Source organism: Mycobacterium sp. WUMAC-067, assembly GCF_020217485.1.
Classification (GTDB): Bacteria; Actinomycetota; Actinomycetes; order Mycobacteriales; family Mycobacteriaceae; genus Mycobacterium.
Map to the genome: position 1 here is coordinate 1 of NZ_JAEKMI010000097.1, position 6,978 is coordinate 6,978.

The window sequence follows — 6,978 nt, forward strand, 5'->3', positions numbered from 1 at the left end:
CGGACACCTGCCGGACCTTACACGCGATGTGAGCGGCGCCATACGCTGGCGCTACGAATGGATTAGGTCACTAATGTGAAGGATCACCACATGACCGAGATGCTGACCCAGATGCAGGCGCTTCCCAGTGAAACTCCGCTCGAAGACGAGGCGTTGGCGGCTTACGAGAAGAAGTTTCGGGAGGACAACACGATTTGGGCTGAGTTGTTGCAGGAGAACCTCGACCGGCTCGGGCGCGGCTCGTTTTCGCTGCACTGGATGAACACCGACAAGGCCAATTGGGGTGTTCGCGCGCGCCCGAGTTCGCGGGGGTTGACCTATACCGACATCAACCGCCCGCCAGCCTACGGCACGCTGCCCGAGCACACGACGTGGCGCAACTTCGCCCCGCGCGGCTCTGTGCGTGAGCCCTATGTTGACCAGATGCCGACCATCGACGCTTATGACATCCTCGACAAGAAGGAGGCCTGGGCGGACAACGTCATGACGCTGTATGAGGAGGCCAAGGCACGGCAGTGGAACTCCACCAGCGATATTCCGTGGAACGAGCTGGAGCCCGCCAGTGAGGATCTGGAGAAGGCGGCGTGCCAGCTGGCTACCTCTTTGACGGAGGTTGAGTTCGTCGCCGGTGACTTTCCGTCGCGGTGGGTGTATCGCACCTCACCGGATTTCTACGAGGTTAAGAACTTCCTCGTGACGCAGATGATGGACGAGGCCCGCCACATGGAGGTGTTCCGAAAGCGTGCCCTCGCCGGCGGGGGAGGCTTGTTGCACGCCAGCCCGGCCCTGGAGTGGGCACTGAAGGCGATCCTCGAGTCGCCGAGCCACACCCAGGGCACGTTCCTGCTGAACGTGCTGGGCGAAGGGCTTGTCCTTACGATTTTCCGGGCCGGGGAGTACCTGTCCAAGACGCATGTCGACAAGGAGATCTTCCGGCGCTGCATGCAGGACGAGGCCCGTCACGTGTCGTACGGGACCCTGGAATTGAAGAACTTCCTCGACAGCTCGACTGATCGGGAAAAGGCGCTTTCGGATATGCATCGCTTCGCCGATCTTGGCGAGCAGATCATCCTCACCGCACTGAGCAGTCCCGGGCTGTTGGAACCGCTGGCCGTTCTTATGGGCGGTGGAGTGGACAAGATCGACGAAGGTATGGAGGGTGTGTCGTTCCTGTGGGGGACGATTATTGAGGAGTACCTGCAGCGCTGTGAGCGGGCCGGGTTTGACCGTCGCGAGAAGGTGACGATCCCCTTGGAGATGCCGTGGACGGCGTAAGTACGAGCGCAGATCTTCCTACCGTTGAGTGGTTCACCAGGCTGGCGGAGGTCAGTAAGGCTGACCTCGCCGAGTTCCGTAAACTCGGCGAGGTCGACTGCCGGTTTGCCGTCAACATCTTCGATGGCGGCCCAGATGGGTCTGCGTTGATTGTCCAGCTCACGTTCGACGGCTTCGAGGTGAGCGAGATCAAAGAGATCAGCGACACAGGGTTGGAGTCGATGGATTTCGTCATCGAAACCGACCGTGATTCGTGGCTGGACATGGTGGACAACATCCGCGCCGGAGACGGCCGACCGGACCTCGATCACACCCTCAACGCCTTGAGCATGGCGTCGACGCCGATACGGGTCTGGTCATCTGATCCTCTGGGCAAGGACATGTTTTTCCGCTACAACCAGAGTTTGCAGCATTTCATCAACAAGAGCGCTCGGCTGTGAGTCGCCGCTGAAGAAAAGGAAAGAGCATGAGCGGCACTCGGCGAGGCCATTTCTACATCGATGACACGTGCATCGGGTGCGGAGCGTGTGAGCACTCGTGCCCGGGACGGGTCGATGCCATATCCAAGAAGGCCGACGATTTCCTGGGCCGATTCGTCATCGACCTCGATGAATGCATCGACTGCGGGAAGTGCGTCCCGCTGTGCCCCGTCGATTGTATTCACGACGGGCGGGTCGAGGCGGCATTTGTCCCGGACAATGGCTACACGAAGATCGGAAAGCTATACGACTGGGCAGCGCGCAAAGATAGCTGATACATCAAAAGATCCAGGAGCTGAGGGATTGGCATCAGATTGGTGGCCGGGGCCACGTGTCGCGCGGCCGCTTGGCGCGGAGGTTGATTCTGACCTCTCTGCCAAAATTCGGACAGGCGATAGCTGTGGCTTCGACCCACAATGTCAGCTGCCGCATGAGCTCCCGCCGCGTCGCCGTCAGCTTTGCCGATCTATCACGACATCATCATCGTGGTTTTTCGGTCAGACCTCGCGGCGTCCCGACCATCACCACCCCATCAAATGACTAGGAGTTGTGTCATGGGCGTTTTCAAAGACGGCGTCGAGGCAACGAAGTACATTGCCGGGATCTTCGAGGAGGCGGTGGACGATGAGTCGATCGCCGATCAACTAGCGGCATCCGGTGTTGTGCTGCAGCTCAACTGCTCTGACCCGGATATCCAGGTTACGGTCGACATGCCTAATAAGAAGGTGTTCACCGGGAACTGTGACATCAAGCCTACCGTAGCGATGTTCATGACCTCTGACATGGCCAACCGGTTTTGGCAGGGCAACCTCAATCTCGCTGTCGCGCTGGCCAAAGGCCAGGTCCGCGCCAAGGGGCCGGTTCCAAAGATCCTGAAGCTTATTCCCGTCGCCAAGAAGCTTTTCCCGCGGTACGAGGAGCTGCTGCGGGCTGAGGGCCGTACTGACCTGCTGGTTGTTTGACGCGCGTCGACAAGTCGTCAAGCTGTATGGCGTACATCAAGCTCCTCGAGCGTAGATGTTCGAACGGGCCGGATAAGCGTCGGCCTGGTCGCTGCGACCGGCGTCTTGGTCCGCGCCGCACTTGAAGCCCTGCGCTACTAGGGTCCTGCGTCTGAAACCCGTTTACGGGTGTGGGGCAGGATTTCGTCGGGGTCATTTTCCATACCTGGGACTGTCTGAACAACGGTGGATCTGATCTTGGTCTGACACGCCGGGCGTGAGCTTGGCGGGAAGGACTGATGATGTCGGAAACACTCGACTTCGGAATGGCCATTGATCGTCAGCAGACTACTTTCCCGTGCTGACGACCGACGCCGCCGAATCGGCTCGACGGGGGACAAGTTTGTCCTGGTTCGTGGCGCGCTGGGTGCTCAACAGGCGAGTGCCCAGCCGCTGCAACGCCTCCACTGAGAATGGTTGTGTCATACGGCGGTTGACAGCGGGGGCAATGCGGAGCATGAAATAGCCCAGCCAGGCCTCGGTGCGCACCGGTACGACCGCGAGATCAAACCGTACAGCACGCACGGCGGCGCGAGCGACGAGGTCGGGACTCATCGGTGAGATCGGAAACTTCTCGCCAAATTCCTGGAGCTTCTTGGTGAACTGTTTTCCTTGTTCGATCAGTTCGTGGTTGACGCCGACAACCACCGCGCGATCACCTATATTGGTATTGATCACACCCGGGCATATCGCGCTGACGCCGATGCCTTTCGGTCCGAGCTCGAGCCGCAGGCATTCGGTCAGCATCTTCACGCCCGCTTTGGAAACCGAGTACGGCGACATAACCGGGGTGGGCGTGAATGCCGCCGCCGAGGCGATATTGACGATATGGCCACCGCCGTGTTCAACCATCTGGGCGCCGAAGAAACGGCACCCATGAACGACGCCCATTAGGTTCACACCGAGTTGGCGTTCCCAATCCGACGGACGCAGCTCTAAGAACGGGCCGCCCACCAAGATTCCTGCGTTATTGACCAGCACATCGGCGTATCCGTAATCGGCTAACACGCTGCGAGCGAGCGCCTCCCAGGCATCGGGGTCGATAACATCCAATTGCGCCGCCGACGCGCTGCGGGCATGACCACGGATCATCGCCGTGGTCGCTTGTGCCGCATCCAGATCGATGTCGGACACCACGACATGGGCGCCGAGCTTGGCAAACCTGATCGCTGTCGCCCGGCCAATACCGCTTGCAGCCCCGGTGACCACCACCACGCGTGGACGCAACCGATTGACCTTCACGCGTTCTCCTTCCTCATGGCCCCGATCGCACCCGGAAGCTTAACGCCCGTACTGTAGCGGTAGACATCAAGGTTGTAATGTCGGTTCTGCCAATACATTTCGCCATGCGTCGACGGCCGAAACGGTGAATCGCCCTGGCTGTTGATATAGTAGGTATTCGAATCCGCGCAGGTCGGAGTGAACAGAAAGTTCTTTTCCTGGCGCTTCAAACACTTCCGGAAATACTCGTCGTGGACTTCCTGACGTATCTCGCAGACCGTCGCGCCGCAGCGCTTCGCCTCGGCTATAGCGCGGCTCAGATGAGCCGACGTCGCTTCGATCATCCACAGATATGATCCCAGCACGAAGCCATAAGGCCCAGTGATGGAGAACATGTTCGGAAATTTGGGAACAGACACGCCTTGATACGACTGGTATCTCTGCTCATACCAGAACCGCCCGAGATCGATGCCGTCGCGCCCGATGACGGGAAAGGGTGGCACTGCACCCGTATCCCACAGCTTGAACCCGGTCGCGCATATCAACACGTCGACCTCGTGCTCTACACCATCCACTGTCCGCACCCCCTTCCTGGTTATGCACTCGATCGCATCGGTGACCAGGCTGACATCTTCGCGGTTGAATGTGCGGAGGTAGTCGTTTGACATCGATGGGCGCTTGCAGCCCAAGCCATAGTGTGGGATCAGCTTCTCCCGAATTACTGGATCCTCGATTTGCCGACGCATCCAGCGGCGTGTAGCTAGCTCGAGCAGCTGGCGAGTCCCGTTCACTAGCCACCCTGGACCGACCCACATCCCCGCCATCCCGATCTCAGTTGCGACAGTGCCCACCGTGCGGATAGCCGAGCGGATTCGTTTACGGCCCAGGACCCATCGGCCGACGGACTTGATCTCCATATCCGGTTTGGGGAACACCCAGATCGGCGTTCGCTGGAAGACGGTCAGATGTTCGACCTCGTCAACGATGGCCGGGACAAGCTGGAGCGCCGTGGCGCCCGTGCCGATCACCGCGACGCGCTTACCGGCCAGCACCACGTCGTGATCCCATAGCGCGGTGTGCACGAGCGCACCCCCGTACTCGTCCAAACCTGGGATATCGGGCATCTTCGGGCGTTCCAGGCCGCCGACCGCCATTACGACATATCGGCTCGTGATCTCCTGGTTGCCGGCGGCGGTCAATCGCCATAGACTGTTGTGCTCATCAAACACCGCCGAGGCGACGGTGGTGTTCAACCGAAGCTTCTCACGCAGGCCGTATTGGTCCACGACGTCATCGGCGTAATCCCGAAGCTCGTCACCCGGAGCGAAGATCCGCGACCAATCACCGCGCTGCTCGTAGGAAAAGCTGTAGACAAACGACGGAATATCCACCGCCACACCCGGATATGTGTTCGCATGCCAGGTGCCGCCCACCCGATCCCACTTGTCGACGATGACAAAGTCGTGAATACCTCTCCGTTGCAAGGCGATACCGGCGCCGATACCGCCGAACCCAGCGCCCACAATGACGACGTCATGGTCAGGAGTGACACGCTCGGCAGCAGGTAACTGTTCAATCTCGACTTTTGTACTCAATTCGGGCTCGCCGGACTTGCTGCTACTTTTGGTAACCCACAAGGGTGCCATGGGTCCCGAACAGTTCCTGCTGCCACTTGTTCAGCAGCGCACGGGTGTCGACATCGTCGGGATGAAAGCCGGGTTTCATGTAGATGCGCAGGTCGGCCATCAAACCCTTGAGCAGCGGGCCTCGAAACACAGCACGCGCTTGACGCGTCACTTTGATCGGATGCCACCCTTTAGGGTCCGTCGCGATGGACAGCAACACGCCGATCGTTATCACCGGGATGGCCAGAACGTATAAAACCCCCATCACACCGATGCGAAGCCACTCCGGCCCGCGGACCGACCGGTAAACGTCGAAGGCAACCGATTTGTGCTCCAGCTCTTCCACCGCGTGCCAGTTGAGCAGGTTTCGCACCTCGGGATCACCAGGGATCTTCTGTAACTCCTCGCCTAGCATTCGCTCAGCCAGCGTGGCAGTGAAGTGTTCAGCCGCTGCAGTGACCGCCAGGGGTACCCGCGCGGGCAGCAGGTTTTCGATCCGCACCAACAGCCGCTGCCGCCGACTATTGGCATCGAACATGAAAAAACTGACCAGGGGATAGCCCCTGTCCACCAATTGCTCGTTGAGCCGGCGGTGTTCCTGCCCATGCACCGACTCCTGACCAATGAATCCGGCCACCCGCTTCTTTAACTCCGGATCGGTCACCCGATCGGCGAAGCGCCGGACCGACCTGATAAATAATTCCTCGCCGGGCGGAAATATGCCCGACAGCAACGCCACAAGGTGGCTAAGCACGATGTCGCCCTCAACGAAGTGACGCTGCATCGGCTGCGGATCACCGAATGAGAACCGAATCCGGCGAGTTTTCGGATACGCCTTTTTTGCTGGTCTTTCCGGTGCCATTCCTGTGTTCGCAACTGCTGCGTGACTAGCTACCATGACACTCTCCTTTGTTTTGAGTGTGGTGGTCGGTCACTTCAGGTAGCCGACCAGGGCCCCCTCGGTGCCGAAGAGTTCCTCCTGCCATTGCTCCAGCAACGCGTTGGTGTCGATGTCGTCGGGATGAAATCCCGGTCGCAGGTATTGCCTGAGCTCTGGGATCACGCCACGAAGAATGGGGCCGCGGTAGAGCCGATAGGTCTCACGCACCAGTCGCACTGGCTGACGGCGCGCTTCGGGATCCCGCGCCACCGAACAAGCCAGTACGGCGGTTATGAGGAGGAGCAGAAGGGGGATCATTACCGCCATCACACGTCGACGCACCCGCTCGGTACCCCGCACCGAGCGGAATACATCAAAGGCAACCGACTTGTGCTCAAGTTCCTCCAGCGCATGCCAGTTCAGCAGGTTCCACACCTCCGCATCACCCGGGATCGCCTGGATCTCCTCATCGCCGAGCAGCCGCTCAGCAAGTACGG

8 protein-coding genes are annotated in these 6,978 nt (G+C 59.8%); 4 read left to right on the top strand and 4 right to left on the bottom strand.

Annotation, left to right across the window (positions count from 1 at the left end; translation table 11 throughout):
• Positions 1-90: 90 nt before the first annotated feature.
• From JF781_RS27045 to JF781_RS27060, 4 genes are all read left to right on the top strand, one after another.
• Positions 91-1,275, top strand: coding sequence for a ferritin-like domain-containing protein (locus JF781_RS27045; RefSeq protein ID WP_007172279.1), 1,185 nt, complete (start codon positions 91-93; stop codon positions 1,273-1,275).
• Positions 1,263-1,715, top strand: coding sequence for a hypothetical protein (locus JF781_RS27050; RefSeq protein ID WP_007172278.1), 453 nt, complete (start codon positions 1,263-1,265; stop codon positions 1,713-1,715). Before JF781_RS27045 ends, JF781_RS27050 begins: the two co-directional genes overlap by 13 nt.
• A gap of 26 nt (positions 1,716-1,741) precedes the next feature.
• Positions 1,742-2,029, top strand: a complete 288-nt coding sequence (locus JF781_RS27055; RefSeq protein WP_007172277.1) for an NADH-quinone oxidoreductase subunit I — start codon at positions 1,742-1,744, stop codon at positions 2,027-2,029.
• A gap of 279 nt (positions 2,030-2,308) precedes the next feature.
• The gene (locus JF781_RS27060) at positions 2,309-2,716 is read left to right on the top strand and encodes an SCP2 sterol-binding domain-containing protein (RefSeq protein WP_007172276.1); all 408 of its coding nucleotides are present in this window, start codon (positions 2,309-2,311) and stop codon (positions 2,714-2,716) included.
• 327 nt (positions 2,717-3,043) lie between these two features.
• Here JF781_RS27060 and JF781_RS27065 read toward each other — a convergent pair whose 3' ends face one another.
• From JF781_RS27065 to JF781_RS27080, 4 genes are all read right to left on the bottom strand, one after another.
• Positions 3,044-3,997 (bottom strand): SDR family NAD(P)-dependent oxidoreductase, encoded by a 954-nt coding sequence (locus JF781_RS27065; RefSeq protein WP_007172275.1) that lies wholly within the window; start codon positions 3,995-3,997, stop codon positions 3,044-3,046.
• Positions 3,994-5,622, bottom strand: coding sequence for an NAD(P)/FAD-dependent oxidoreductase (locus tag JF781_RS27070; protein ID WP_007172274.1), 1,629 nt, complete (start codon positions 5,620-5,622; stop codon positions 3,994-3,996). The genes JF781_RS27065 and JF781_RS27070 overlap by 4 nt, the downstream gene beginning before the upstream one ends.
• A complete protein-coding gene (locus tag JF781_RS27075; RefSeq protein ID WP_007172273.1) occupies positions 5,594-6,463 on the bottom strand; it encodes a metal-dependent hydrolase in 870 nt (289 codons plus the stop codon). Before JF781_RS27075 ends, JF781_RS27070 begins: the two co-directional genes overlap by 29 nt.
• Positions 6,464-6,532: 69 nt before the next feature.
• Positions 6,533-6,978 (bottom strand): metal-dependent hydrolase (locus JF781_RS27080; RefSeq protein WP_225325984.1); only part of this gene is annotated, 446 nt, incomplete at its 5' end.